Source organism: Bradyrhizobium sp., from assembly GCF_035484855.1.
Classification (GTDB): Bacteria; Pseudomonadota; Alphaproteobacteria; order Rhizobiales; family Xanthobacteraceae; genus Bradyrhizobium.
The window spans coordinates 1-25,871 of the sequence record NZ_DATHOP010000247.1 but is presented as its reverse complement, the minus strand read 5'-3'; the positions used below and the strand labels follow the sequence as shown (position 1 = coordinate 25,871).

The following is a 25,871-nucleotide window of genomic DNA, read 5'->3' as shown; positions in this document are numbered from 1 at the left end:
TTGGGCTGCGTGCCATTCGCCCTAGTTCTTGTACTGCGCCAGGAACATCCGCAGCGAATCGTGCGGGCTTTCGACGTCCGTGATCACCCAACCGTCGGGACCGTTGACCAGAATGAAATTCAGCGTCACCGGCCGGCCGTGGTTGGTGAAGGCGGCCGCGACATAGGTTTTGTCGTATTGCCGGCGCAGGATCGAGATCGCGACCGCGCCGATCTTCCAGTCCGGGCTCTGCACCAGAAAATCGTAAGGCTCGTTCTTCAGCGAAGTCCAGGCCGTCTGCAAGCTCGGATCGAAGAATTGCCGCGCGGTGTCGGGATCGCGCGGCAGCCCATTGGAGAATTCCGACGATCCCCGGCCGTAATAGGCATAGACGTTGCGCACCAGCGATTGCGGCGAGCGGAATCCGGCTAGCGCGCCGGAGACATCAGCGCCGGCAAACAGAACCAGTATCGCCGCGAGGAACCTTCGCATCGCCTTCAGCTTTATTTGCGCCTGTTCTTATCATACTCTGGCGCGCAATTGCCCACCCGCCCCTCAGAAGCCGATCAACGAATGCGTGAACTGTTCGACGAAGTGTCAGGAAAATCCCCGCTCGATCCGGAGGAGGCGGTGCGCCGCAGCATGCGTACGCCGCGGCGAAAACGATTTTATGCCGATGCCGGGATCACCCCGACGGCAGACGGATTTGCCATTACGCTCGACGGCAAACCGATCCGCACGCCCTCCGGCCGCCATCTGGTCGCGCCCACGCGCGAGATCGCCGACGCCATCGCGGCGGAATGGAACGCCCAAGGCGAGTTCGTCGATCCCCTGACCATGCCGCTGACGCGGCTCGCCAACAGCGTCGTCGATGCCGTGGTCGACCGGGTCGAGGCCGTCAGCGACGATATCGCGAAATATTTTCAGTCGGATTTGCTGTTCTATCGCGCCGGCCATCCCGAGGCGCTGGTCAAGCGGGAGGCCGCCCTTTGGGACCCGCCGCTGTTCTGGGCGGCGCAAGCGCTGGGCGCGCATTTCATCCTGGCCGAGGGCATCGTGCATGTCCGCCAGCCGGATTCAGCGGTCGCTGCCGCACGCGCGGCGCTGCCCAGCGATCCCTGGTCGATCGCGGCGCTGCATGTGGTCACGACCATGACCGGCTCGGCGCTGCTCGCGCTGGCGCTGCTGAAGGGTGTCCTCGATCCCGATCAGGTCTGGGCCGCCGCCCATGTCGATGAGGACTGGAACAGCGAGAAATGGGGCGTCGATGAAGAGGTCGCCGCCCGCCGCGCCGCCCGGCTAGTCGATTTCAACGCCGCGGCAAGCGTTGTTGCGGCCCTCAATCCCCGCGCATGATCAAGATCATGCGTCAATTCGATATTTTGAGCGCGATCGGACGCAAAACCGGTTCCCGCTTTTACTGATCGCGCTCTCGGTTAACGAGAGGTTTACGACAGGCGGATAGCGTGGCCGGGCCTCACCACCGGTGAACCGACGCCCGATGCCGATCGTCATCAATCCCAGCATTTCGCAAGTCGCAGCACCCAGCGCGACGGCGGCGGCGCGTGTCGTACTGCAGCTAGGCACGGTGATCAGCGCCAGGGTGCTGCAGGTACTCGGCAACAATACCGTGCAGATTGCGATCGCGGGCCAGGCGATCAACGTGCTTTCGCAGGTTCCGCTGCAGGCCGGCCAGACGCTGCAGCTTGCAGTGTCGCAGAACGGCGACAGTGTCAGGCTTCAGGTGGTGCTCCCGCAGGGCGGCGCGCCGGCGAGCCCGGTCCCGACCGATGCCGCCGGCGCGTCCGGAGTGTCCGATAGCGTGACGCTTGCGCCCGCCGCCGCTGCCAGCGTCGCCGCGCAATCCACGCCGACGGTGGTCGCGCCGCAGATCCAGCTGACCCCGCAGGAGGCGCTGGCCGTGTCGGTCGCCGCGCAAATCGCGGCGACCCAGCAGACTTCGCTGGCGCCCTTGTTCGCCAATCTCGGCGTCGCCGCCGGGCTGCAGGGTTTGCCCCCGCAGCTGCAGCAGGCGATTGCGCTAGTGCTGTCGCAGCGGACCAGCCTCGATCAGAACCTGACGGGCGCAGAAATCCAGCAGGCGTTCCAGAATTCCGGCCTGTTCCTGGAGGCATCGCTGGCGTCCGGATCGGTTTCGTCGTCGGGTGCCGTGCCCGACTTGAAAGCGGCCCTGATCGTGCTGCGGCAGGTGCTGACGACCTCGCTCGATGGCGCGCCGGCGGCGGCAACGCCGACGGTCACCGTGCCTCAAGACGCGACAACGACGCCGGTTGCGAACGCCGTACCGGGCGCGCCGCAAACGGTGGCGGTGCAGACGGATGAGGCCGTGCCCCCGCTCGTTGTGCAGCAGGGGGCGTCGCAAGGAACGGTGTCGGCGGCCATCGTGCTGGAGCAGGGCGCAGCACCTTTCCTCCAAGGTTCGTCGCAGCCGCTGACCATCACGGTGGTGCCGCAAGCGCCGACAACGGCATCGCCCGCGCTGGTGCCGCTGCTCCCCTCGGAGCTTACGACATCGACCGTCCTGCTGCAGGGCGCGGCCACGCCGGTATCGCCGGCGGTGTCGGACTTCAGCACCGCGAGCCAGATCATCTCGCCCGCAACGGTGGCGGACGCGGCCGCGCGCACTGCTGCCTCCAGCGCCGCGCTGAATATGCTGCAGGAAGCGCTGCAGGCAGGGCCAATCGCGGCGGCTAGTCTGTCGAGCTTCGTCATCGAGAACGGCGCGATGCTCTCGCTATTGCCCGTGGTCGCCGGCGCGCGCATCGCCGCGGCCGATCAGGGTGAATTCGCCCGTACCAACGTGCCGCCGCCGCCGATCACGGGCGCGTTGCCGGCGGCGCAGCCGGTGATGGCCGCGACGCTGGTCTCGAATTCGTCGGCCGAGACGGCCATGCATCAACTGATCGTCGATACCGACGGCGCACTCGCCCGCCAGACCCTGCTGCAGGTGGCGTCATTGCCCGGCCAGCCCGACATGACGACGAACCGTCTCGATCAGGTCCTGCCGCGCTGGAATTTCGAAATACCGTTTATGACGCCGCAGGGCACGGCGATGGCGCAGTTCGAGATTTCGCGCGACGGCGGCGGCAACGAGGTCGAAGGCGCAAAACGGGTCTGGCGGGCGCGGTTCTCGCTTGACGTCGAACCCGCGGGCCCGGTTCATGCGCAGGTTACGCTCAACGGCGACAGGACCTCGGTGCGGATTTGGGCGGAGCGGCCGGCGACCGCGGCGCAACTGCGCGCCGGCGCCGCGCAGCTGAGCCAGGCGCTGAGCCGGGCAGAGCTTACGCCCGGCGATATCGTGATTCGTGACGGCGCGCCGGCACAAACCGCCGCGGCCCGCGCCGGACATTTCCTGGACCGCGCGCTATGAGCGGGGAAACCAAAAACCAGCTCGCGGTCGCGCTGCATTACGACCGAACCGGCGCGCCACGGGTCATCGCCAAGGGCAAAGGCTCCATCGGCGCGAAAATCATCGAGGTCGCCAAGGCCCATAATATCCCGGTCGAGGAAAACGAGATATTGGCCGGCGCGCTCTCCAACGTCGAACTCGGCGACGAGATTCCGGCCGAGCTCTACAAGGCGGTGGCGGAAGTCCTGATCTTCGTGCTGCGGCTGTCGGGACGAATTCGGTAGGGCCGAAACGATCGGGATTCGACGCGGCAAGTGCTATCGCTGACCGTCATCCTGAGGTGCGAGCTCTTGCGAGCCTCGAAGGATGACTCGCACGGTGCTCGCGGCCCATCCTTCGAGGCTCGCCTAGCGGTGCGATGCACCGCAAGGCTCGCACCTCCAGGGACAACGGCAAAGCCGTTGCGCAGGATGACGGTGAACGTGCTGGGCGGCTTGTCATCTTTCTGAAGGTCATCGTTTCACCACGATGTCACCTTCATCGTCAGCGCCGATACAGCCACGCCATCGGATGCCTTCATGATCCATCGCCGCCATGCGCTCGGTCTTCTTGCCGCAGCCGGCCTTCTGCCGTCGCGCGGCTTTGCCAATGTCGCGCCCCAGCGCAGCGAGGTCCGCGAGGAGCTGGCGAAGCATTTCACTGACCTCGGCACCGTCGGCACCTTCGTCGGCTACAAGGTCGACGATTATCTCATCATCGCCAGCGACAGGAATCGTTCCGGCGAGCCAAAACTGCCGGCCTCGACCTTCAAGATTCCGAATTCGATCATCGCGCTGGAGACCGGCGTGGTCGCGGACCCCGACAAGGACGTCTTCAAGTGGGACGGCGTGGTCAGGAGCATCGAGGCCTGGAACAAGGACCACACACTGCGCAGCGCGATCGCGGTATCGGCGGTCCCTGTCTATCAGGAAATCGCGCGGCGCATCGGGCAAGAGCGGATGCAGAAATATGTCGACCTGTTCGAATACGGCAATCGCGATATCGGCGGCGGCATCGACCAGTTCTGGCTGACCGGCAATTTGCGCATCGATCCCGTGCAGCAGGTCGACTTCGTCGACCGCCTGCGGCGCGGCGTGCTGCCGGTCTCCAAACGCAGCCAGGATCTGGTGCGCGATATCCTGCCGGTGACGAAAGTGGGCGATTCCATCATCCGCGCCAAGAGCGGATTGTTGGGCGCCGAAGCCGGCAAGCCACAGCTGGGCTGGATGGTGGGCTGGGCCGAGAAGGGCGGCGAACAAACGGTGTTCGCGCTCAACATGGATTGTCTCGAGCCGCGCCACATACCCGCCCGGATGGCGCTGACGCAGGCGTGCCTGACCGATATCGGCGCGATCTAGCGGCGGTCCATCGCCAGCGAGACCTCGGTTACGCTGGTGCCCTCTGGGCGGATTGACACGAATTGCCGGTTGCCCCGCGTCGTCAGCGACAGGCCGGCGGAGAAGTTCTGCCCTCGCGCGAACGCCTCGATGCGGCCGCCGGCGGCGCGACCGGAAATGCTGCCCGACGCGTTCTGGTTGGCCTCGCTCCACGAGCCCGAAATCTCGCCACCCTGATACGCTACCTCGCTCGCCAGATCGAAATTGTAGCTGTCGCTGGCGCATCTCAGATTGAGACGAAGCTGGACGCCGCTGCGGTCGACGTCATAGGCCGCGCGGCAGCGCAGCTGTTGCTGATTGCCGTCGGATGTTTGCAGTACGCCGCCGCCCGACCACGTGCCGGCCAGGGGGATAAAGGGCGTAAAGGCGGCCTCCGTGGCCGCAGTGGGCAGGCACAGCGCGGCCAGCAGCAAGCTAGCCCGCACAAGGTTCGATCCGGAGATCATGATGGGCCTCCATTTTCCAGAGTTATGGCAGCTAACGCAAAAGCCCCGAACCGGTTCATTACGGCCCGCAAGCTCTGGCAAGGACTGCGCCGCTGCCCTAGGGTTCCCGCGTCGCAATCACAAAGGAGGGAACATGACCGTGAGCGCCAGGGAACCGCGTTTTCCGCAACTGACCATGGATCAGCTCAACGAGGCGCAAAGGCCGCTCGGCGAGGAGATCATGAAGATCTCGAGCACCGGCATTGGCGGACCTTACAATCCGATGCTGCGCAGCCCGGTTTTGGCCCAGCGGCTGTTCGACCTGTTTCATTACCTGCGCTGGGAAACCTCGGTCCCCACAAAACTCAACGAATTCGCGATCCTGATTATCGGCCGGCAATGGCGTTCGCAGGTCGAATGGTTCGCGCACGCGCCGATCGCGACCAAGGCGGGATTATCGCCCGCCATCATCGCGGAATTGAAGGCCAACAAGCGCCCCTCGAACATGGCCGAGGACGAGGCGCTGGTCTACGACTTCGTCACCGAACTCACCACCGCGAAGGCGGTGTCTGACGAAACCTTCGCGCGGGCGAAGAAGCTGTTCAGCGATCAACAGATCGTCGATCTCACGGCAGTCGCCGGCAACTACGTCATGGTCGCGATGATCCTGGCGATGGCCGAACAAACCGTGCCGCCCGGCAAGGAGGAGCCGTTCAAGCCGGGGGAGGCGTGAGAGGGGGCGCCGTCATTGCGAGCGTAGCGAAGCAATCCAGCTTTCTTGCGTGGCCATGGATTGCTTCGCTGCGCTCGCAATGACGGGTTTTGCTCTACCCCAGCTTGAACAGCCCCCGCAGAAACTCGCTCACCGCCTTGCGCGCTTCCGCGGCGGTGGCGGGATTGCCGCCGACATGGGGGTTGAGTTCGATGCAGGCGTCCTGGTAGCGGAACGGCTCGTTGGTGTCCGCATTTATCAGCACGCCGGCTTCGCCCTCCCTGATATGACAATGCCGCGCGGTCTGCGCATTGGCTGACACCGAGATCGTCGAGAAGCCGGCGAGGCCGGCATCAAAGCCATGCTGCGAATCGGCGTATTCGGTCAGCATCACGTCGCGCCCGGCGTCCTTGAGGCGCGCCACATAGGCCTTGCAGCTCGCGACCGGGTTGTAATCGTCGGGCGTGCCGTGAAAAATCCGTATCGGACGGGCGGCCACCTCGGTATCGCCGACATAGCTGGTCGAGCAATCCGGGTAGAACGGTATGTAGCCGGCGAACTGCAGGCCGGACTTGTTCCAGAGTTTGTGGAAGCGCTCGAGGCTCGCATAGAGCGCGGCCTGGCCACCGCGCGAAAATCCCATCAACACGATACGGTCGGGATCGACGCGAGGATGTTTCGCCAGGATTTCCAGCGAGCGGTAGATATCGACGATGAAATTGAGGCGGCCGAGCAGCGCCTGGTTCGGGCCGACCACGGTCAGCCCGCGGCCGGAAAAACCGTCGATCACGAAGGTCGAAATCCCCATAGCGTTGAAGGTGTGCACCCAGGGTTCGGTATTGGCGCTGATGCCGCTGGATCCGTGCATCATCACCACCACCGGCAGGCGGCCCGCGCCCTGCGCGAGGCGGAATTCGCCGGCGACCGTGACCGGCTTGCCGTTGGCATCGCCGGTCAGGAATTGCTGGTCGGTGATGGTCAGCGAGGGAATCGCATAGAGTTCGATGCGAGCCGGGGTTTCCTTCGGAATCGACTGCGCGCTGGTCTCGATGCCGGCCAGAAGGATTCCGATGCAGCCGACCCAGGCCGCAGCCACCGCACGCATACCCGCCCGCATCGATTCCCCCTTTTTGTCATTTCGCCGTTGCGCGCGAATAGAACAAGCAGGCGGCAGGCTGTCAATTCGCCGACGTCTTCGCGGCGTTGCCGATGCGGCCGAGATGGGTGAAGCCGAACCCGGCAAAATATTTGAGGCCATAGCCGAGCGCACGGTCGATGCCGATATGCGCCATCCAGATCATCGCGATCGAAAGCGTGAGTGGCGAGGCCAGCGCAAATCCGGCCGTCATCAGCGTCACCGGCGCCATGTAGCTGTGCGCGGCGTTGTAGACGACCGCGCCCGTCCTTGTGTCGGCGAGATAGGCGACAAAGCTCAAATCGGGCGCCAGGAACAGGATCGCGTAGATCCACCACGATCCGCCCCAGACCGCGTAGAGCAGCGTCATGCCAGCGAATAGCGTGAGGCCTTCCAGCCGGAGCGTGGTTCGCACGCCGCCGGTGACGGCACCTCGGGGATCGGTCATCGCAATGTCGGCCATGGGCGTGTTCTCCAATGTTGCCTCCGGATATATCGTGCTGCAGCCGCAGGGCGCCAGATGCCGGGAAGGGCGTTTCCCGCCGGCAATATGCCGTGTTAGAACCGGTTCAAATCTCACGGGAAACGACGGGCGGGAGCCAATGAAAGACATCCTGGACACCCTCGAAGAGCGCCGCGCCGGGGCAAAACTCGGCGGCGGCGAAAAGCGCATCGAGGCGCAGCACGCCCGCGGCAAGCTGACTGCGCGCGAGCGCATCGAGCTTCTGCTCGACAAGGGAAGTTTCGAGGAGTTCGACATGTTCGTCGAACACCGCTCGGTCGAATTCGGCATGGAAAAGACCAAAGTGCCGGGCGATGGCGTCGTCACCGGCTGGGGCACCGTCAACGGCCGCAAGACTTTTGTCTTTGCCAAGGATTTTACCGTGTTCGGCGGTTCGCTGTCGGAGACGCACGCGCAGAAAATCGTCAAAATCCAGGACATGGCGATGAAGGCGAGGGCGCCGATCATCGGGCTCTACGACGCCGGCGGCGCGCGCATCCAGGAAGGCGTCGCCGCACTGGCCGGCTATTCCTATGTGTTCCGCCGCAACGTCATTGCGTCAGGCGTGATCCCGCAGATCTCGGTCATCATGGGCCCGTGCGCCGGCGGCGACGTCTATTCGCCGGCCATGACCGATTTCATCTTCATGGTGAAGAACACGAGCTACATGTTCGTCACCGGGCCCGACGTGGTGAAGACCGTGACCAACGAGGTGGTGACGGCGGAAGAACTTGGCGGCGCTTCGGTGCATGCGACGCGCTCCTCGATTGCGGACGGCGCCTTCGAGAACGATGTCGAGACGCTGTTGCAGATGCGCCGGCTGATCGATTTCCTGCCCTCCAGCAACACCTCGGGCGTGCCGGAATGGCCGAGCTTCGACGACACCGAGCGCGTCGACATGTCGCTCGACACGCTGATCCCCGACCATCCGAACAAGCCCTACGACATGAAGGAACTGATCCTGAAGGTCGTCGACGAGGGCGATTTTTTCGAAATCTCCGAGGCCTTTGCGAAAAACGTCGTCACCGGTTTCGGCCGCATCGCCGGCCGTACGGTCGGCTTTGTCGCCAACCAGCCGATGGTGCTGGCGGGCGTGCTCGACAGCGACGCCTCGCGCAAGGCCGCGCGCTTTGTCCGCTTCTGCGATGCCTTCAACATCCCGATCGTCACCTTTGTGGATGTCCCGGGCTTCCTGCCGGGCACCGCGCAGGAATACGGCGGCCTGATAAAACACGGCGCGAAACTGCTGTTCGCCTATTCGCAATGCACGGTGCCGCTGGTGACCGTGATCACCCGAAAAGCCTATGGCGGCGCGTTCGACGTGATGGCGTCAAAGGAAATCGGCGCCGACATGAACTACGCCTGGCCGACCGCCCAGATCGCCGTGATGGGCGCCAAGGGCGCGGTCGAGATCATCTTCCGCAGCGACATCGGCGACACCGAAGCGATCGCCGCGCGGACGAAGGAATACGAAGACCGCTTTCTATCGCCCTTCATCGCCGCCGAGCGCGGCTATATCGACGACGTCATCATGCCGCATTCGACAAGGCGAAGGATCGCGCGGGCGCTGGCGATGCTGCGGGACAAGCATGTCGAGATGCCGATGAAGAAGCACGATAATTTGCCGCTGTGAGGTGCTGGTGAGCGACGACCATCTTTATACCGTTGAACAGGAGATAGCGGACGTTCAGGTAGACCGCCCACATGTGATTATTTTAGGTGCTGGTGCAAGCTTGGCCTCGTTCCCCAAAGGTGACAAGAACGGCCAACAGCTGCCAGTTATGACCAATTTGGTGGAGGTTCTGGGGCTTGAGGCCCTTCTAAAGGAATGTGGGATCAAGCATTCCAGGGGCGACAACTTCGAGTTGATCTATTCCAATCTTTTACGAAGCAATCCTCTCGGGGCAGCAAAGATCGAGGACGCAATTGACAGGTATTTTTCCGAGTTGGAATTACCTGATTATCCAACGATCTATGATCATCTAGTTCTTTCTTTGCGGGAGAAAGATTTCATCGCAACATTCAATTGGGATCCATTCTTATATCAAGCCTGCAGTCGCAATCATCGAACCGCGGCACCGCCGCGCGTTGCGTATCTTCACGGAAGTGTTGCCGTTGGCTATTGCGGCACGGATAAGCGAAAGGGAAAAAGGGGGGGTAGGTGTTCAGTTTGCGGACAAGCGTTCAAGCCCACCAAGTTGCTCTACCCTGTCGCGCATAAGGATTACCATTGCGATACCTTCATTCAGGCTGAATGGAGGGGGTTGGAATTGCACCTAAAGCAGGCGTTTGCTCTAACAATTTTTGGATACGGAGCACCTAAGTCAGATGTCGAAGCTGTCGCGCTAATGAAGAATGCATGGGGTGATGTGGCTGGCCGCGATATGGAGCAGACCGAAATAGTAGATGTGAAGGCCGAAGATGAACTTTCCGCCAATTGGAAGCCGTTCATTCACAGTCACCACTATGAGGTCCACGATAACTTCCACGCTTCTTGGGTTGCCAATCATCCGAGACGATCATGCGAGGCAGGATGGCAACAGTTCTTTGAAGCGAAATTTATTGATGTAAATCCTATCCCGGCTAAGGCAGGCTTCCCTGAACTTTACCGATGGCTGAATCCATTGCTGGAAGCAGAAAAGGCCACCGGCTCGTAGATCAATTGTCCAGTGTCGAGGAACTGTATGACCACGCTGTTCGCCTTCCTCCACCACCTCTGCGCCTTTACGCTGGTGGCTGCCGTCGCGATCGAGTTCGTGCTGATCCGCGGCGAGCTGACGCTGTCGGCCGCGCGCCGGCTGCAGGTCACTGATCTTGTGCTCGGCGTCGCCGCCGGCGCGCTGTTCGCGATCGGGCTGTTGCGCGTGTTCTTTTTCGAGAAGGGCGCGGATTATTATTTCCACAGCCATGCCTTCCTGACGAAATTCTCGCTGTTCATCGTGATCGGGTTGCTGTCGATAATCCCGACCATGGAGTTCCTGTCGTGGCGCGGGGCGGTCAAAGCCGGGCAGGTGCCGGTGGTCGAGGCGCAGAAGCTGCGGCGCGTCACGATGGTGATCCACAGTGAGCTTCTGGCGATCGTCATCATCCTGCTGTGCGCGGCAATCATGGCGCGGGGCGGCTGGGTTTAGATTTCCTTCGTCATTCCGGGGCGCGCGGTAGCGCGAACCCGGAATCTCGAGCGTATAATCTCTGGATTCCGGGTTCATCGCTGCGCGATGCCCCGGAATGACGAAACCAAGAAGCAGGAGGAAACACCCCATGCCATCAGCCTATTTCGTGGTCCGCGCCACCGTCACCGATCCCGCCAAGCGCCGGGCGTTCGACGAATGGTATAGCCGGGAGCACATGCCGGATGCCGCAAAGGTGTTCGGCGCTGTCAAGGCGTGGCGGTTCTGGAGCGTCAGCGATCCTTCGCTGCATCAGGCGACGTATGAGTTCGCCGATCAGGCTGCGCTCGATCGCGCCATGGGCGGTGACGAGCTGAAGCGGCTGGTTGCCGATTTTGACCGTGCCTGGCCCGGCGTGACGCGCACGCGCGATCTGCTCGTGCTGGCGGAGGAATATGCCGCGGCGTGAGGGCGACCGCCCACCGGATGGATTTACGTGTAGGGTGGGTTAGCGCAGCGTAACCCACCACCTTTGGGCGCGGGCGTAGCGGTGGGTTACGGCTTCGCCTAACCCACCGTACCAAAAGCAATTGCGGAGGAAACCCATGCCAGCAGCCTTTTTCGTCGTTCGCGCCATTGTCGCCGATCCGGCGAAACGCGAAGCATTCGACGAGTGGTATCACCGGGAGCATCTGCCCGATGTCATCAAGGCGCTGGGCGCCGTGAGGGGCTGGCGGCTCTGGAGCGCCAGCGATCCCTCGCTGCACCAGGCGATGTATCAGGTCGCCGATCAGGCGAGGCTCGAACGTGACCTGGGCGGCGAGGTGATCAGGAAACTGGTTGGCGAATTCGACCGTGCCTTTCCCGAGGTGACGCGGACCCGGGAAATTCTGGCGCTGGCGGAGGAGCAGGGGCCGGTGTGAACCATGGTCGTCATACGCGGGCTTGACCCGCGTATCCATCTCTCTTTGAAAGAGTCTTGCGAAGAGGATGGATGGCCGGGTCATCCCCGATCAGGTCGAGGACAGGCACCCGGCCATGACGAGCCGGGTGCGTTCGCAGGGACGACGATGGAGGATGGCCCACCTGAACGCGGAATTCAGCGGCCATTCATCTCGGCGCATTCAAACTCTGTCGGCGTCACTTGCCACGGACGAACAGGGAGATGTCATGGAACGCCGCGATTTTCTGAAGCTCGCCATTGGAATTGCCGCCGGCTCCGCCGCGCTGGCGACAAGCGTCAAGGCCGCGCCGTTGGCGCCGCAATCAATTGCCGGAGATCAACTGCCGGCCGCACCCGAACAGCCGGAACTGCGTCCCGCGGTGACCAGCGCGGACGAAGTGAGCCGCCTGCAGCCCGAACAAGTACGCTGGGGCCATCACTGGCACCACCATTGGCATCGCCGCTGGCACCGGCGACACTGGGGCTGGCACCACCGGCACTGGCACCGCCGCTGGCATCGCCATCACTGGTAAACGGGCGGCATGCTGCGGGGCCGCCATAATGTTTGCGTAACTGCAAAACCGCCGCGTCGCGGCAAATTGAGAGGAAAGGAATCAGTCCATGAAAATGCTTATTGCATCAGCGCTTGCCATTTGTCTCGGCCTTGCGGCGATTTCCGCGTCGAAGGCGATGCCGCTGGCCCCGCTCGATCAGGCCGCATCATCAGATGTCATCCGCGTCGCCGGCGGCTGCGGTCCCGGCTGGCACCGCGGTCCCTATGGCGGCTGCCGCCCGATGTATAATTGCCCGCCCGGCTGGCATTCCGGGCCGTTCGGCCGGCGCTGCTTCCGTAATTGGTGAGGAAATTGCGAGAGGGCGGAAATTTCCGCCCTCTCTTTTTTGTCGACAAAACAAAAACCCCGCCACCAGGCGGGGTTTTGCCGTGAGCCGTGATGACGATGATTCAGATCGGACGGCAGCGTCCGTAGCGCCAACTGAAACCGACTGGACAAACGCGGCCGGCGGGAACCACGACCACTGCGGGCCGCTCGACCACGACGACGTCGCCGTTGGGACGGCAGCCGCCATAGGGACCGCGATGGAAGCCGGGGCCGCAGCCGCCTGCCGCACTCGCAGCGCCAAAGCCGGCGATTGTGGTGGCCACTAGTGCGGCCGCGAAAAGATACCTCATGGTTTCTCCCTCCAGTTGGCCGCGACGCGGCGCCGAAAAATGCTTATGCGATGCGACATGCCGGATGGTCAACCGTCGAACCGGGCGGGAACCTAGTGGCGACGATCTGAACGCGGTGTGAATGGCGGTTCTTGAAACGCCAAGCTAGTGAGAGGCGAGGAACGCCAGCATCAGCGCGTCGAATTTCTGGCGCGCTTCCAGGAACGCCAGGTGCCCGGTATTTTCGATCACCTCGGCGCGGGCGTCGGGCATCGTCGCCGCGAGCGCTTTTGCAAGCTCGGCGTTCTGGCCCATTTTTGGCCGTAGCGCCTCCGGCGCGTTCGGACGGCCCGGCGCATTGTGATCGTCCGCGCCCATGATGAACAGCGTCGGTTGCGTCAGCAGCGGAATTTCGTGCGCCACCGGCTCGCGATAAATCATCTGCGCCGAACTGACGAAGGCGCGCAGCCAGCGCGGATATTCCGCGCTGCCCTTGATGTTGAAGCGGGCGTCGATGAACGGCGTCACCTGCTCCGGCGGCAGTTTCAGCGAATAGTTCGTCTCGAGCTGCTTGCGATAACCCTCGGCGGTGAGCTTGTCCTCGTTCTCCATGATCTTCTCGGTCGGCGTCGGCGGCACGTAGAGCCGGTAATCCTCGAGCCCGATCGGCGCGGTCAGCAACAGATGCGCGACCCGGTCCAGGTAGGCGCGTGCGATCCGCACCGCGAGCATGCCGCCCAGCGAATGCGCGACAATGTCGGCCTTCGCAATTCCCAGATGATCGAGCAGCGCGATGGTGTTGCGCGCCAACGTGTCGAAATGCAGTTCGCCCCAGGGCTTCGAGGATTTGCCAAAACCGATCTGGTCCGGCACCACCACCCGGTAGCCGGCGTCCGTCAGCGTCTTGATGACGGGTGCCCAGTAGCTCGACGGAAAATTGCGGCCATGCAGCAGCACCACAACGCGGCCGTTGGGCTGTGCCGGCGCGACGTCCATGTAAGCCATCCGCAGTTGCTCGCCGTCATTGACAAGCGGCAGCAGGTTGACGGGGTAGGGATAGGCAAAACCTTCGAGGTCGATGCCGTAGGGTTCGCGCGGTGTATTGTCGGCGGCGTTGATTGACCTGCACGGCAATGCGAGAATGACGGCGAATGCCACAACGTAAAGGCGGTTCATAGAGCAGCTCCGTCATGGCCGGGCGTAGCCGTCCGAAGGACGGCGTCGCTTCCGCTCGCCTAAACCCGGCCATCCACGTCTTTGCCCCGTCGATATACCTAAAGACGTGGATGCCCGGCACAAGGCCGGGCATGACGGAATTGAATGAGTGGGGCGATTACTCGCCGTTGCCGAACAGCGCCGCAAAACGCTTCTCGCCGGTGCGGCTGAAATTGACGACGCGGCTGCCCGGCGCCGAATCGCGCACGGCCCATTTCAGCTCGGTGAAGCGGTTCATGACGGCGGCCCCGAGCGTGCCCGCCAGATGATGGCGCCGCTCGCTCCAGTCGAGGCAGGCCTTGCACACCGGGCGGCGCGGATGGGCGAGCATGCCGGCATCGATCTGCAGGGTTTTGGCCATGAAGCGCTGGCCCTCGGCGGTGAGCTCGATCGCCTGCTTGTTCTGGCGAACCAGCTTCTGCCGCTTCATGCTGTCGAGCATCTGCACGCCGAGATCGCCGGCCAGATGATCGTAGCAGACCCGCGCCCGCCGCAGCGCCGGATCCTTCGGCCCGGTGCGCACGCGCATGTGGCCGGCGCGCGCGGCAAGGCTCTCGAGCCCTTCGAGCACGCCGGCGACGTCGGGTCCGGTGATGCGATAATAGCGGTGGCGCCCCTGCTTCTCCTGCTCGATCAGGCCGCCGGCCTCGAGCTTGGAAAGATGCGAGCTCGCGGTCTGCGGCGTGATGCCGGCTTGGTGCGCCAGCTCGGTTGCGGTCAGCGCGTGGCCGGTCATCAGCGCGGTCAGCATGTTGGCGCGCGCGGGATCGCCGACCAGCGAAGCGACCATCGCGATATCGGGACCTGCTTTCATAGTTCGATGTTAACCGAAGCATTGGTGTGAGGCAAGCGATTATTGTCGGGATTGGAAATTGGTTCCGTCATTGCGAGCGAAGCGAAGCAATCAGTGACTGTCATTCCGGGGCGATGCGAAGCATCGAACCCGGAATCTCGAGATTCCGGGTCTGGTCCCTCGGACCATCCCGGAATGACGGAAGATAGATTGCTTCGCTGCGCTCGCAATGACGGTGTGCCAGTATTGGAGGCTCCCGTGGCCGTCACCGTTTTCATCCGCTACCAGATCGATCCGTTCAAGCGCGCGATGTTCGAGCAATACGCGCAGCGCTGGGTCAGCATCATCCCGAAATGCGGAGGCGATCTTGGGGGTTACTGGATGCCGCATGAAGGCACCAACAACATCGCCTTCGCGCTGATTTCATTCGAGAGCCTCGCAGCTTACGAAAGCTATCGCGCGCGGCTTCGTAACGACGCGGAAGGCTTGGCCAATTTCAACTTCGCCGAGGAGAACAAATTCATCCTCGCGGAGGAACGTACCTTCCTGCGCAAGGTGGTCGCGTAAACTGCGCGGCTGGCGCTTGCCGCCCGGCCTCGCTATGTTTCGCGCCGAAGAAGAAACTTGAGGGAGAAAGATCATGCCGGTCACCACCAAAGACAAGCGCGCCACTTTCCGCAAGCTGCACGAAAGCGGCTGCTTCGTGATACCCAATCCTTACGATGTCGGCAGCGCCAAGGCGCTGCAGCATATGGGCTTCAAGGCGCTCGCCTCGACGAGCGCCGGTTTTGCATGGACGATCGGCAAGGCCGACAACCGCGTCACACTGGAAGACGTGCTGACGCATCTTACCGCGCTGTGCGCGGCGGTCGATCTGCCGGTCAATGCCGATTTCGAGGGCGGCTTCGCGCACGAGCCCGAGAAAGTCGCGGCCAATGTCGCGCGCGCGGTCAAGACCGGCGTGGCCGGGCTGTCGATCGAGGATTCCACCGGAGACGCGGCAAGACCGCTCTACGAGCGCAGCGAGGCGATCGCGCGCATCAAGGCGGCGCGCGGTGCGATCGATGCCGACAACAGCGGCGTGTTGCTGACGGGACGCTGCGAAGGGTTTCTGGTTGGACGGGCCGATCTCGACCTCGTGATCGATCGCCTCAAGGCCTACTCGGACGCCGGCGCCGATTGCCTGTATGCGCCGGGTATCCGCACCCCGGAACAGATCGCAGCCGTCGTGAGGGCGGTGCATCCCAAGCCGGTCAATCTCTTGCAGGGATGGCCGGGCGTGTCGGTCGCGGAGGCTACCGAACTGGGCGTCCGCCGCATCAGCATCGGCGGCTCGCTGGCGCGCGCCGCCTGGGGCGGCTTCATGCGCGCGGCGCGCGAGATCGCGGAGAAGGGGACGTTCAACGAGTTCGGCCACGCGCAGCCCGGCGGCGAGCTGAACAAGATGTTCAGCTAACGGGCAGAGTTAAGCGAACGCAGTGTAGCGATGGCTCGTCCACTGCGTTCGCGTTTCGGATGCCGCAGGCCCTGAACGTTACTTGCTCTCGCCGCTATCCAGCGGCGGGTTGCCGGTGCGGTTCATGTTCGGCGTCTGCGGCTGCGCCGGAGCGGCGCCCGTGGTCTGACCCGGCGCCATGTTGTTGGCCCGCGGGGTCACGTCACGCATGCCCGGAGGTGCCGCGGGCGGCGACGAGGGGGTGTTCTGCGCCGTCGACGACGTGCCAGCCTGGTTGACGGTCGAATGGTTCAGTCCATAGAACACCGCGCCGAGTATGACGGCGATGGCGACGGCGAATGCCGCAATCCGGCCACTGCTCGCCGGACCTTCGGCGAGTTCGGGATCCATCTGCAGTTCATTGTCGAGGCGCGCCGCGTTGCGAAGTTCCTCTTCGGCCCGTCTGGTGCGATAGGCGCTGTCCGCGGGGCGATAGGGATCGTCGGCTGGGCTGGAACGATACGGGTCGTTCGGAATACGTTCGTTGGCCATGGCTGGGTTCCTCCATTAGACGAATGGAGGACAACTCGCTGGCGACGAGGCGGGTTCCCTGATTCGCGGCGGTGTTTGTTGCAATATTGAGGGAACTTCGCATGGATCATGACAAGTAGTTGTTTGTCATTCCGGGATGGTCCGAAGGACCAGACCGGAATCTCGAGATTCCGGGTTCGATGCTTCGCATCGCCCCGGAATGACGATTACTTTTACTTGCGCGCCCGCTTGACCTGCGTCGGCGTCACCAGGGGCGCCGCGTTGCCCCAGGAATTGCGGATGTAGTTTGCGACGTCGGCAACCTCAGAATCGGATAATTGCTTGGCATAAGCCGGCATCGAGCCCGGGTTGGGCGCGCGCCGCGTGGTCACGGTCTGGGCTCCGTCGAGAATGATGCGCAATGTGCTCAGGGGATCGCCGGATTGCAACAGCGCGTTGCCGGGTAACGGCGGATAGATCCGCGGCGCACTGCTTCCGTCCGCCTCATGGCAGGAGACGCAGTTATGGTCGTAAACCGCCTTGCCCGCGGCCATGTCCGCATCCGGCGGCGGCGTCACGACCGGCTCGGAGGCGCCCGCCGGAAGATCCTTCAGGTACACCGCGATGGCGCGGACGTCGGCGTCGCTCATCTGCGAAGTCGAATTGACCACGACGTCGGCCATCGGCCCGTCGGCATGGCTCTTGCCGTTGCGGCCGCTGGAGAGATATTCGACGAGATCGTCCTCGCTCCACGATTTCAGGCCGCTGCGCGCGGCATTGTCGAGCCGTGGCGCATACCAGCCGTCGACCTCGCTGCCGCCGAAGCTGCGGCCGCGCCGGTCGGCGCCGAACAGGTTTTTGGGCGTGTGGCAGGCGCCGCAATGCGCAGCGCCCGTGACGAGATAGCCGCCGCGATTCCATTCCGTGCTTTTCTGCTGGTTGGGCTCGAAAATGCCGGGCCGGAAGAACAGGGCGTTCCAGACCCGCATCACCACGCGGTAGTTCAGCGGCCAGCGCAGCTCGGGCGGTGGCTCGCTGTTGCGAACCGGCGCCAGCGTCGCGAGGTAGACGCGGATCGCCTCGATGTCCTGCCGCGTCAGCTTGGTGAAATACGGATAGGGGAATGCCGGGTAATAGCGCGAACCGTCGGGCGCCACGCCGCTACGCAACGCGCGGTGGAAATCCTCCTCGCTCCATGCGCCGAGGCCAGTGTCGCGGTCCGGCGTCAGGTTCGGCGAATAAATCCCGCCGAACGGGGTGTTGATGCGTTTTCCCCCGGCGAACGGCTTGGCCGGATCGGCGGTATGGCAGCTCGCGCAATCGCCTGCGATCACCAGCGCCTTGCCATGGGCAATGTCCTCCTCCGAGGCCTCGGTCTCCGCCCCGGCCGCGTTAAATGCAGTGCACAAAAGCACCGTCGCGAGAATCAGCCGCATCGTCCAATGTCGTCCCACTACCGGTTCAACTCCGTCTGCTGCCAGTATAGCGCGAAAACCCGCCCGCCAAGTCGGCAGGTCGTTTCAAACCGGGGCCGTGGCACGACACAATACGAAAAGCGGGCTGGTTTGTTTCGCCATGAAATTGCGAACCTGCCTGCGCGGAACTGACTTGCCGAGATTTGGGGTGCGCGGCTTGCAAAAATCGACATAGAGTGGCGAAGTTCGGATCGGCACCAAAGCTCTGGCCTTGTTCTAACGGATTGAGTGGCTAGGTAAAACAGTCGCCCGCCGGCCGGTTGCGGGCGCAAAGAGGATGGAATGGGATTAAACCAGGGTCCGATCAGTCTCGACCAGAAATACACGCAAGGGTCAGGCCACGTCTTCCTGACGGGCATTCAGGCGCTGGTCCGCCTGCCGATGGCGCAAATCAGACGCGACCGGGCGAGCGGGCTGAACACCGCGGGGTTCGTCACGGGATACCGGGGATCGCCGCTCGGCGGCTACGACCAGCAATTGTTCGCCGCGCGAAAACATCTCGAGCAGTACAACATCAAGTTTCAGCCCGGTGTGAATGAAGACCTCGCGGCCACCGCGATCTGGGGCTCGCAGCAACTCAATCTCTCGAAGGGCGCGCGCCATGACGGCGTGGTGGGCATCTGGTACGGCAAGGGTCCCGGCGTCGACCGCTGCGGCGACGTGTTCCGCCACGGCAACGCCGCGGGCTCGGCGAAAAACGGCGGCGTGCTGTGCCTGGCCGGCGACGACCACGGCGCCAAATCCTCTACCGTCCCGCATCAGTCGGACCATGCCTTCATCTCGGCGCTGATGCCCTATCTCTATCCCTCCAGCATCCACGAGATGATCGAGATGGGCCTGTTGGGAATAGCGATGTCGCGCTATTCCGGCTGCTGGGTCGGCATGAAGGTAATCACCGAGACCGTGGAGACTACGGCCGAGATCGATCTTTCCGATGAGATGAAGCCCTTCATCATCCCGGCTGATTTCGAGATGCCGCCCGGCGGGCTCAATCTGCGCTGGCCCGACGACCGCTTCGACCAGGACCGGCGGCTGCAGGACTACAAGGGATTTGCCGCAATCGCCTTTGCCCGCGCCAACAAGGTCAACCGCATCACCATGGATTCGCCGAATGCGCGCTTCGGCATCATGGCTTCCGGCAAGAGCTATGAGGATATCCGGCAGGCGCTGCGCGAACTCGGCGTCACGCCCGAAGTCGCCGCCAAGATCGGCTTGCGGCTCTACAAGATCGGCATGCCCTGGCCGCTGGAGCCGCAGGGCGTGCGCGAATTCGCCGTCGGGCTCGAGGAAATCCTCATCATCGAGGAGCGCCGCGAGATCGTCGAAAACCAGGTCAAGCAGGAACTGTTCAACTGGCGCGACGACGTCCGTCCGCGCATCGTCGGCAAGATGGACGAGCACGACAAACGCTTCCTGCCGTTCGCGGAAGAGCTGAGCGTCGCTTCGCTCGCAAGCTCGCTCACCGAGCGCCTGCTTCGACTTAATCTCAATCCCGAAATCGCGGCCATGCTGCGCGCGAAAGCCGACTGGTTCAACGGCCGTCTGGCGATGCAAATGCTGCCCGTGGCGCCGGTTACCCGTACGCCGTATTTCTGCTCGGGCTGTCCGCACAACACCTCGACCAAGGTGCCGGAAGGAAGCCGCGCCTTTGCCGGCATCGGCTGCCACTTCATGGCGCTGTGGATGGACCGCAATACCGAGACCTTCACCCATATGGGCGGCGAGGGCGTGCCCTGGGTCGGTGTCGCGCCCTTCACCAATGAAGAGCACGTGTTCGCCAATCTCGGCGACGGCACCTACTTCCATTCCGGCAGCCTCGCGATCCGCCAGGCGATTGCCTCCAAGGCCAACATCACCTACAAGATCCTCTATAACGACGCGACCGCGATGACCGGCGGCCAGCACGTAGATGGCGATTTGTCGCCGCAGCAGATCACCTTCCAGCTGCACTCCGAGGGCATCCGCGATATCTATCTGGTGTCGGAAAATCCTGCCGCCTATCCGGCTTCCGAGATCGCGCCGGGCACCAGGACCGCGCATCGTGACCAGCTCGATGAGGTGCAGAAGACGCTACGCCAGGTGAAGGGTGCATCCGCCATCGTGTTCGTGCAGACCTGTGCCGCCGAAAAGCGCCGCCGCCGCAAGCGCGGCACGCTGGAGGATCCGGCGCGGCGCGTGTTGATCAATCCCGCCGTCTGCGAGGGCTGTGGCGACTGCTCGGTGCAGTCGAACTGCATCTCGGTCGAGCCGCTGGAGACCGAGATGGGGCGCAAGCGCACCATCAACCAGTCGACCTGCAACAAGGATTATTCCTGCGTCAAGGGTTTCTGCCCGTCCTTCGTCACCGTCGACGGCGGCAAATTGCGCAAGCGCGCGCCGGCCGGCGTCGGCGATATCGGCGAACTGCCGGAGCCCGCGTCAAAACCCTCGCTGGAGCGGCCCTATAACGTCGCCGTCGGCGGCGTCGGCGGCACCGGCGTGCTGACCATCGGCGCGTTGCTCGGTATGGCCGCCCATATCGAGGGCAAGGCCAGCATGATCCTCGACATGTCCGGGTTGGCGCAAAAGGGCGGCGCGGTGCTGAGCCATGTGCGGCTGTCGGAGCATACCGCCGACGTCACCTGTTCGCGCATCGTCACCGGCACCGCCGATCTCGTGATCGCGGCCGACGAAGTGGTGGCGGTCGCCAAGGACACCATCACGCTCTGCGAATCCAGCCGCACCGTTGGCGTCATCAACACCCATCTGATTCCGATCGCGGATTTCATCATGAACCGCGATTTCAATTTCCAGAGCCGCAAGGTCAACGGCGTGCTGGAGACCGCGCTGCGCAGGGATTCCTCGTTCTTCGACTTTACAAAGCCCGCCGAAACCCTGCTTGGGGATTCCATCGCCACCAACATGATGATGATGGGCTTTGCCTATCAGAAGGGGCTGTTGCCGCTGTCGGCCGCCGCCATCGAGCAGGCGATCGAGGTCAACGGCGTCGCGATCAAGATGAACACGCAGGCGTTCCGGCTCGGGCGCCTTGCCGCCGCCGATCCCGCGCGGATCGTGGCGATGATGAAGGGCCAGGACGCTGGCGCAGCATCGAAGACGCTGGACGAGATGTCGCTCGACGAGATCATCGCCCACCGCAGCGCGTTGTTGACGGACTACCAGAACGAAAAGCTTGCCGCGCGCTATCAGAACCTCGTGAAGCAGGTGCGCGACGCGTCCCTCAATGGCGGCTTTGGCGAGGCGTTACCGCGCGCGGTCGCCATCAACTACGCAAAACTGCTCGCCTACAAGGACGAATACGAGGTGGCGCGGCTCTATACCGACGGCCGCTTTGAAAAGCAGCTCCGCGACCAGTTCGACGGCGACTTCAAGTTCAGTTTCAACCTCGCCCCGCCGATCCTGGGCGGGGCTAAGGACGCGCTGGGACGGCCGAAGAAGCGCGCCTTCGGGGCCTGGATGATGCCGGTATTGCGACTGCTGGCAAAAATGCGCGGCCTGCGCGGCACGGCCTTCGATATCTTCGCCCGGAGCCCCGACCGCCGGCTGGAGCGCGAGTTGATCGCGGGCTACGAGAAGGATACAGCCCACGTGCTGTCCGTGCTGTCGCCGCTGACGCTCGATACCGCGATCGAACTTCTCTCGCTGCCCGATCGCATCCGCGGCTACGGCCCGGTGAAGGAAAAGGCGGCAAGGGACGTCAAAGCCCGCTACGCGCAGCTCGCCGCCGATCTCAGCAACCCGCCGCCCGCGCCAAGGCAAATCGCGGCGGAGTAGAATCTCTCGGACGTCATCCCCGCGTAACGGCTTCGCCGTTATCGCTGGAGGTGCTCGCCTCTTCGGCGAGCCTCGAAGGATGACCGGCTCCGGTGCCCGAGCCCCCATCCTTCGAGGCGCGCAAAGGGCGCGCACCTCAGGATGACGTCACTGGGGGCATTTTTCTCCGTCTCGCCCCACGGAATATTTCACCGCTTGCCAAGCCAGCCCCAACAGGCGAGAAAACCGCTTGCGAACAAGAAACGCCAGCGGAGAACGATTTGACCATCAAGGGCAAGGCCTACCTCGCCGGGATCTACGAGCATCCGACCCGGCATGCACCCGATAAATCCATCGCACAACTCCATGCCGAAGTCGCCAAGGGCGCGCTGGAAGATGCCGGCCTCGCCAAGGCCGATGTCGACGGCTATTTCTGCGCCGGCGACGCCCCGGGTGGCGCAATGGCGATGGTCGATTATCTCGGCCTGAAGGTCCGGCATTTCGATTCCACCGACACCGGCGGCTGCTCCTATCTGGTCCATCTCGGCCATGCCGCCGAGGCGATCGCGGCCGGGAAATGCTCTGTTGCGCTGATCACGCTCGCCGGCAAGCCGCGGACCGGGGTGATGCCGCCGCGCGCCACCGGCGCCGAGGTCGATTTCGAGGCCGCCTATGGCGCCACCACCCACAATATCTACGGCATGTGCGCCATGCGCCACATGCATGAGTACGGCACCACCAGCGAGCAGCTGGCCTGGATCAAGGTCGCTGCCTCCCATCACGCGCAATACAACCCGCACGCGATGCTGAAGGAGGTCGTCACCGTCGAGGACGTGCTGAACTCGCCGATGATCGCGGACCCGCTGCACCGGATGGACTGCTGCGTCGTCACCGACGGCGGCGGTGCGCTTGTTGTTACGACGGAGGCGATTGCGAAGAGCCTGAAGAAGCCGCTGGTGCGGATGATTGGCCACGGCGAGGCCATGAAGGGCCCGCGCGGCGGCAAGGATCTCAATCTGACTTATTCGGCCGGCGTCTGGTCCGGCCCACGGGCGTTCGAGGAGGCCGGCGTCACGCCGAAGGACATCAAATACGCCTCGATCTACGACAGTTTTACCATCACGGTCTTGATGCAGCTCGAGGACATCGGTTTCTGCAAGAAGGGCGAGGGAGGCAAGTTCGTCGCCGACGGCAACCTGATTTCCGGCGTCGGCAAATTGCCGTTCAACACCGACGGCGGCGGGCTCTGCAGCAACCATCCCGTCAACCGCGGCGGCATGACCAAGATCATCGAGGCGGTGCGGCAGCTGCGCGGCGAGGCGCATCCGAAAGTACAGGTGAAAAACTGCGATCTCGCGATCGCGCACGGCACCGGCGGTCTCCTTGGCGTCCGCCACGCCGCATCGACCTGCATCCTGGAGCGCGTGTGATGGACTCGAAAGTGAAATACCCGACGCCGCAGGGCAATCCGGAGACCAAGCATTTCTGGGAGCAGACGCCCGAAGGCAAGCTGTTGTTCAAGCGCTGCACCGCTTGCGGGGAGCCGCATTACTTTCCGCGCTCGATCTGCCCGTTTTGTTTTTCCGACCAGACGGTGTGGGAAGAAAGCTCGGGCGAGGGCGAGATCTACAGTTTCAGCCTGATGCGTAAATCCGCCTCCGGGCCTTACGCGATCGGCTATGTCACGTTGAAGGAGGGCCCGTCGCTGCTGACCAATTTCGTCGACTGCGACATGAGCAAATTGAAGATCGGCCAGAAGGTCAAGGTGGTGTTCAAGACCACCGACGGCCCGCCGCTGCCGTTCTTCACGCCGGTCTGAGTTTTTACCCTCCCCTGGAGGGGGAGGGTCGACGCGAATGAAATGAGCGGCGGGGTGGGGTGACAGTCTCTCCACTCGAACAGTGCCCGAGTTGAGAGACCGTCACCCCACCCCGTCTCGCCTCTTGCTTCGCGCGAGGCGAGCCGACCCTCCCCCTCCAGGGGAGGGTAAGGAAAATGGCACCGTTGAAAAAAGTTTTGGAGGGAATACCCGCGATGCCGATCAAGTACGACGAGCTGATGGCGCTGAAAAACCTCGGGCAGAAATATGCTTATGGGGATCGCGAGGTGATGCTGTACGCTTATGGCATCGGGATGGGAGCTGATCCCATGGACGAGAAGGAACTGGCTTTCGTCAACGAGGCCGTGGCCACGCCGCGCCCGCTGAGGGTGGTGCCGACGTTTGCATCCGTCGCGGCATGGGGCGCCAATCCCGGCGAGATGAATCTCAACCGCGTGATGGTGGTCGACGGCGAGCGCGACATCACCTTCCACCGGCCGCTGGCGACTTCAGCGCATATCACCGCCGATTCGACCGTGCTCGACTGCTTCGACAAGGGCAAGGACAAGGGCGCGGTGATCCGGCACAAGACCGTGCTCAGGAACGACAAGGGCGAGGAACTCGCGACGCTGGTGGCCTCGCGTTTCGCCCGCGGCGATGGCGGTTTCGGCGGCCCGTCGGAAGGCCAGCCCGAACCGCACAAGGTACCGAGCCGCAGCCCCGACAAGACCATCGACATCACGACGCGGCCGGACCAGGCGCTGGTCTATCGTCTCTGCGGCGACCGCAATCCGCTGCACAGCGATCCCGACTTCGCCAAGCGCGCCGGCTTTCCAAAGCCGATCCTGCACGGCATGTGCACCTACGGCATCACCTGCCGCGGCATCCTGCAGACGTATGCCGACTATGACCCAGGCGCCTTCAGGCAGCACGTCGCCCGCTTTTCCTCGCCGGTCTATCCCGGCGAGACCGTGACCATGGATCTGTGGAAGGACGGCAACGTGATTTCATTCGAGGCCAAGGTGAAGACGCGCAACGTCGCGGTCATCAAGAGCGGCAAGACGGTGCTGGGATAGTTTGCCGTCGTTCCGGGATGGTCCGAAGGACCAGACCCGGAATCTCGAGATTCCGGGTTCGCGCTATGCGCGCCCCGGAATGACGATAACTAATAGGGAGAGACGACCATGGGATTACTCGATGGCAAGGTGGCGCTGATTACAGGCGCGGGCGGCGGGCTCGGTGAGGCCTATGCAAAGCTGTTCGCGCGCGAGGGGGCGGCGGTCGTGGTCAACGACCTCGGCGGTCCCCGCGACGGTTCCGGCGCCGATGTCTCGATGGCGCAGAAGGTGGTCAACGCGATCAAGGAAGCCGGCGGCCGCGCGGTCGCCAACGGCGCCGACATCTCGACCATGGCCGGCGGGCAATCGGTGTTCGACGACGCGATCAAGCATTTCGGCCGCGCCGATATTCTCGTCAACAATGCCGGCATCCTGCTCGACCAGACCTTTGCCAAGGCCACCGAAGCCGCCTGGGACAAGGTGTTGCGGGTGCATCTGAAAGGCACCTTCTGCGTCAGCCAGCCGGTGTTCCGCTGGATGCGCGACAATGGCGGCGGCGTCATCGTCAATACCTCCTCGACCTCGGGCCTGATCGGCAATTTCGGCCAGACCAATTACGGCGCCGCCAAGGGCGGCATCTGGGGGCTTTCCAACGTGCTGGCGATCGAGGGCCGCAAATACAACATCAGGGTCTGGACCTTGGCGCCGGGCGCACTGACCCGCATGACCGCAGACCTGCCGCGCTATATCGAGAACCCGAAAGCAGCGCTGGGGCCGGACGGCATCGCCCCGGCCGTGTTGTACATGGTCAGCGACCTCTCCGGCGACCAGACCGGCAAGGTTTTGGGCGTTTCGGGCCCGCGCGGCGTGCGCGAGATGCGGATGATGGAAATGGAAGGCTGGACGCCGCCATTCACGGGGTGGAAGGCCGAGGATATTGTTACCCACGCCGGCGAGATCTTCTTCTCCGAGGCAGAGATCAAGAAATCGGCGCGGAGATTTAAGT

At 63.4% G+C, this 25,871-nt stretch carries 28 protein-coding genes; 19 read left to right on the top strand and 9 right to left on the bottom strand.

The genetic code is table 11. The features are described 5' to 3' along the window. Positions 1–21: 21 nt before the first annotated feature. The gene (locus tag VK804_RS28680; RefSeq protein ID WP_325376512.1) at positions 22–471 is read right to left on the bottom strand and encodes a hypothetical protein; all 450 of its coding nucleotides are present in this window, start codon (positions 469–471) and stop codon (positions 22–24) included. Between the two features lie 81 nt (positions 472–552). Here VK804_RS28680 and VK804_RS28675 point away from each other — a divergent pair, with 81 nt between their 5' ends. The 4 genes from VK804_RS28675 to blaOXA all read left to right on the top strand — a co-directional run bounded on the left by VK804_RS28675 (position 553) and on the right by blaOXA (position 4,749). Beyond that, positions 553–1,335 (top strand): ATP12 family chaperone protein, encoded by a 783-nt coding sequence (locus VK804_RS28675; RefSeq protein ID WP_325376511.1) that lies wholly within the window; start codon positions 553–555, stop codon positions 1,333–1,335. 145 nt (positions 1,336–1,480) lie between these two features. Further along, complete coding sequence (locus VK804_RS28670; protein WP_325376510.1) at positions 1,481–3,373, top strand: flagellar hook-length control protein FliK; 1,893 nt, start codon at positions 1,481–1,483, stop codon at positions 3,371–3,373. Beyond that, positions 3,370–3,636 (top strand): EscU/YscU/HrcU family type III secretion system export apparatus switch protein, encoded by a 267-nt coding sequence (locus VK804_RS28665; RefSeq protein ID WP_325376508.1) that lies wholly within the window; start codon positions 3,370–3,372, stop codon positions 3,634–3,636. The genes VK804_RS28670 and VK804_RS28665 overlap by 4 nt, the downstream gene beginning before the upstream one ends. 294 nt (positions 3,637–3,930) lie before the next feature. Continuing rightward, positions 3,931–4,749, top strand: coding sequence for a class D beta-lactamase (blaOXA, locus tag VK804_RS28660; protein WP_325376507.1), 819 nt, complete (start codon positions 3,931–3,933; stop codon positions 4,747–4,749). Here blaOXA and VK804_RS28655 read toward each other — a convergent pair. Next, positions 4,746–5,234, bottom strand: a complete 489-nt coding sequence (locus VK804_RS28655) for a hypothetical protein (RefSeq protein WP_325376505.1) — start codon at positions 5,232–5,234, stop codon at positions 4,746–4,748. The genes blaOXA and VK804_RS28655 overlap by 4 nt on opposite strands. Before the next feature lie 133 nt (positions 5,235–5,367). Between VK804_RS28655 and VK804_RS28650 the strand changes: the two genes are divergently transcribed. After that, positions 5,368–5,946, top strand: coding sequence for a carboxymuconolactone decarboxylase family protein (locus VK804_RS28650; RefSeq protein ID WP_325376504.1), 579 nt, complete (start codon positions 5,368–5,370; stop codon positions 5,944–5,946). Between the two features lie 94 nt (positions 5,947–6,040). Here the strand turns inward: VK804_RS28650 and VK804_RS28645 are convergent, their stop codons facing one another. Both VK804_RS28645 and VK804_RS28640 read right to left on the bottom strand, forming a co-directional pair. Further along, positions 6,041–7,042, bottom strand: coding sequence for a dienelactone hydrolase family protein (locus tag VK804_RS28645; protein WP_325376502.1), 1,002 nt, complete (start codon positions 7,040–7,042; stop codon positions 6,041–6,043). 61 nt (positions 7,043–7,103) lie between these two features. After that, entirely contained in the window at positions 7,104–7,523 is a 420-nt protein-coding gene (locus VK804_RS28640) for a DUF4260 domain-containing protein (protein WP_325376501.1), read from the bottom strand. A 139-nt stretch (positions 7,524–7,662) separates the two neighbouring features. Between VK804_RS28640 and VK804_RS28635 the strand changes: the two genes are divergently transcribed. The 7 genes from VK804_RS28635 to VK804_RS28605 all read left to right on the top strand — a co-directional run bounded on the left by VK804_RS28635 (position 7,663) and on the right by VK804_RS28605 (position 12,476). Beyond that, on the top strand, positions 7,663–9,195 hold the full coding sequence (locus VK804_RS28635; RefSeq protein ID WP_325376499.1) for an acyl-CoA carboxylase subunit beta: 1,533 nt from the start codon (positions 7,663–7,665) through the stop codon (positions 9,193–9,195). Positions 9,196–9,202: 7 nt separating this feature from the next. Next, entirely contained in the window at positions 9,203–10,219 is a 1,017-nt protein-coding gene (locus tag VK804_RS28630) for a hypothetical protein (protein WP_325376497.1), read from the top strand. A 27-nt stretch (positions 10,220–10,246) separates the two neighbouring features. Then, positions 10,247–10,693: a DUF2214 family protein gene (locus VK804_RS28625; protein WP_325376496.1), complete on the top strand. Its 447-nt coding sequence runs from the start codon at positions 10,247–10,249 to the stop codon at positions 10,691–10,693. Between the two features lie 130 nt (positions 10,694–10,823). After that, on the top strand, positions 10,824–11,141 hold the full coding sequence (locus tag VK804_RS28620) for a hypothetical protein (protein WP_325376494.1): 318 nt from the start codon (positions 10,824–10,826) through the stop codon (positions 11,139–11,141). A gap of 136 nt (positions 11,142–11,277) precedes the next feature. Next, positions 11,278–11,595 (top strand): hypothetical protein, encoded by a 318-nt coding sequence (locus VK804_RS28615; protein ID WP_325376493.1) that lies wholly within the window; start codon positions 11,278–11,280, stop codon positions 11,593–11,595. Between the two features lie 154 nt (positions 11,596–11,749). Beyond that, positions 11,750–12,148 carry a twin-arginine translocation signal domain-containing protein gene (locus VK804_RS28610; RefSeq protein WP_325376491.1) on the top strand — a complete coding sequence of 133 codons (399 nt, stop codon included), beginning with the start codon at positions 11,750–11,752 and terminating at the stop codon, positions 12,146–12,148. Positions 12,149–12,236: 88 nt separating this feature from the next. Continuing rightward, positions 12,237–12,476: a GCG_CRPN prefix-to-repeats domain-containing protein gene (locus tag VK804_RS28605; protein WP_325376490.1), complete on the top strand. Its 240-nt coding sequence runs from the start codon at positions 12,237–12,239 to the stop codon at positions 12,474–12,476. Between the two features lie 103 nt (positions 12,477–12,579). Here the strand turns inward: VK804_RS28605 and VK804_RS28600 are convergent, their stop codons facing one another. The 3 genes from VK804_RS28600 to VK804_RS28590 form a co-directional block, all read right to left on the bottom strand. Continuing rightward, positions 12,580–12,807, bottom strand: coding sequence for a GCG_CRPN prefix-to-repeats domain-containing protein (locus tag VK804_RS28600; protein ID WP_325376488.1), 228 nt, complete (start codon positions 12,805–12,807; stop codon positions 12,580–12,582). Between the two features lie 144 nt (positions 12,808–12,951). Then, on the bottom strand, positions 12,952–13,962 hold the full coding sequence (locus tag VK804_RS28595) for an alpha/beta hydrolase (protein WP_325376487.1): 1,011 nt from the start codon (positions 13,960–13,962) through the stop codon (positions 12,952–12,954). Between the two features lie 157 nt (positions 13,963–14,119). Next, complete coding sequence (locus VK804_RS28590) at positions 14,120–14,815, bottom strand: metalloregulator ArsR/SmtB family transcription factor (protein ID WP_325376485.1); 696 nt, start codon at positions 14,813–14,815, stop codon at positions 14,120–14,122. A 237-nt stretch (positions 14,816–15,052) separates the two neighbouring features. Between VK804_RS28590 and VK804_RS28585 the strand changes: the two genes are divergently transcribed. Both VK804_RS28585 and VK804_RS28580 read left to right on the top strand, forming a co-directional pair. After that, positions 15,053–15,361: an NIPSNAP family protein gene (locus VK804_RS28585; RefSeq protein WP_325376484.1), complete on the top strand. Its 309-nt coding sequence runs from the start codon at positions 15,053–15,055 to the stop codon at positions 15,359–15,361. A 73-nt stretch (positions 15,362–15,434) separates the two neighbouring features. Then, on the top strand, positions 15,435–16,250 hold the full coding sequence (locus VK804_RS28580; protein ID WP_325376482.1) for an isocitrate lyase/phosphoenolpyruvate mutase family protein: 816 nt from the start codon (positions 15,435–15,437) through the stop codon (positions 16,248–16,250). A 78-nt stretch (positions 16,251–16,328) separates the two neighbouring features. Here the strand turns inward: VK804_RS28580 and VK804_RS28575 are convergent, their stop codons facing one another. Then, complete coding sequence (locus VK804_RS28575; protein WP_325376480.1) at positions 16,329–16,781, bottom strand: hypothetical protein; 453 nt, start codon at positions 16,779–16,781, stop codon at positions 16,329–16,331. A 212-nt stretch (positions 16,782–16,993) separates the two neighbouring features. Beyond that, on the bottom strand, positions 16,994–18,196 hold the full coding sequence (locus VK804_RS28570; protein ID WP_325376478.1) for a cytochrome c: 1,203 nt from the start codon (positions 18,194–18,196) through the stop codon (positions 16,994–16,996). Between the two features lie 321 nt (positions 18,197–18,517). On the opposite strand from VK804_RS28570, the gene VK804_RS28565 reads away from it, so the two are divergent. The 5 genes from VK804_RS28565 to VK804_RS28545 all read left to right on the top strand — a co-directional run. Continuing rightward, positions 18,518–22,009 carry an indolepyruvate ferredoxin oxidoreductase family protein gene (locus VK804_RS28565; RefSeq protein WP_325376476.1) on the top strand — a complete coding sequence of 1,164 codons (3,492 nt, stop codon included), beginning with the start codon at positions 18,518–18,520 and terminating at the stop codon, positions 22,007–22,009. Between the two features lie 260 nt (positions 22,010–22,269). Further along, positions 22,270–23,418 (top strand): thiolase domain-containing protein, encoded by a 1,149-nt coding sequence (locus VK804_RS28560; protein ID WP_325376474.1) that lies wholly within the window; start codon positions 22,270–22,272, stop codon positions 23,416–23,418. After that, a complete protein-coding gene (locus tag VK804_RS28555; RefSeq protein ID WP_325376471.1) occupies positions 23,418–23,807 on the top strand; it encodes a Zn-ribbon domain-containing OB-fold protein in 390 nt (129 codons plus the stop codon). Before VK804_RS28560 ends, VK804_RS28555 begins: the two co-directional genes overlap by 1 nt. Before the next feature lie 215 nt (positions 23,808–24,022). Then, positions 24,023–24,883 (top strand): MaoC/PaaZ C-terminal domain-containing protein, encoded by an 861-nt coding sequence (locus VK804_RS28550; RefSeq protein WP_325376566.1) that lies wholly within the window; start codon positions 24,023–24,025, stop codon positions 24,881–24,883. Between the two features lie 108 nt (positions 24,884–24,991). After that, positions 24,992–25,871, top strand: an 880-nt coding sequence (locus VK804_RS28545) for an SDR family oxidoreductase (protein ID WP_325376469.1), incomplete at its 3' end; no start/stop codon positions are given.